The organism is Mesorhizobium sp. M2A.F.Ca.ET.037.01.1.1 (genome assembly GCF_003998075.1).
In the GTDB taxonomy this organism is placed as follows: Bacteria; Pseudomonadota; Alphaproteobacteria; order Rhizobiales; family Rhizobiaceae; genus Mesorhizobium.
Window position 1 is genome coordinate 1 of the sequence record NZ_RZSA01001508.1, and the last position, 975, is coordinate 975.

A 975-nucleotide genomic window follows, 5' to 3' on the forward strand; every position below is an offset into this window, starting at 1 on the left:
TCGTCGGCGCGGTGTCGCTGGCGATCTGGGACGCGGCGTTCTGGACCTGGCAGGTCCAGGTCCTGGCCTTCCTCGTGCTGGCCGTGATCTCCGCCTATGTCGGTCGGCAGATCGCCGTCAGCCGGCAAGGCAGCGTCGACCAGCCGCTGCTCAACCGCCGCGGCGCGCAGATGGTCGGCCGCACGGCAACGTTGGCCGAGCCGATCAAGAACGGCCGCGGCCGCATCCGGCTCGGCGACACGCTGTGGCGCGTCTCCGGTCCCGACCTGCCGGTCGGCGCGCAGGTGCGCGTGACCGGGGCGGCGGATACCGATCTGGAGCTGACTGTCGAGGCAATCTGAGCCGAGACAGATCAAAATATCGGGCCGATTCGGCCTGAAATCTCACGCGTTAAGCTGCGCCGATGCGCAGCAGGTCGTGGAAGTGAACCACGCCCACCGGCATTTTGTTTTTGATCACGACCAGCGCGCCGATATTGTGCTCGTTGAGCATGGCGATCGCCGTGCCCGCTAGCGTCTGCGGATCGATCGTCTTGGGGGTGCGGGTCATCACCTCATCGACGGTGACGTCGGCGAGATTGCGATGCAGATTGCGTGCGACGTCGCCGTCGGTGACGATCCCGACCAGTTTGCCGCTGGCATCGACGATGCAGACACAGCCAACTTTCTTTTGCGAGAGCGTCATCACCGCTTCCGGCATCTTGGTGCCGAGCAAAGCAAGCGGCACCTGATCGCCGGTCCGCATGATCTCCGAAACCAGGGTCAGATTGGCGCCAAGCTGCCCGCCGGGGTGCAAGGTTCGGAAGTGATCGGATGTGAAGCCACGCGCCTCGAGCAGCGCGATCGCCAGCGCATCGCCCATGACGAGTTGCAGAAGCGTCGACGTCGTCGGCGCCAGCCCGTGCGGACAGGCCTCCGGCACGATCGGCAGCAGCAAGACCACGTCCGCCGCTCGCGCCAGTGCAGAGTTCTCGCC

At 65.7% G+C, this 975-nt stretch carries 2 protein-coding genes; one reads left to right on the top strand and one right to left on the bottom strand.

Features of this window, described 5'->3' with window-relative positions; translation table 11 throughout:
* A partial coding sequence (locus EOA27_RS37970; protein ID WP_145970884.1) for an NfeD family protein occupies positions 1–341 on the top strand: 341 nt, incomplete at its 5' end.
* 49 nt (positions 342–390) lie between these two features.
* On the opposite strand, the gene EOA27_RS37975 is transcribed toward EOA27_RS37970, so the two are convergent.
* Positions 391–975 (bottom strand): CBS domain-containing protein (locus EOA27_RS37975; RefSeq protein WP_127258911.1); only part of this gene is annotated, 585 nt, incomplete at its 5' end.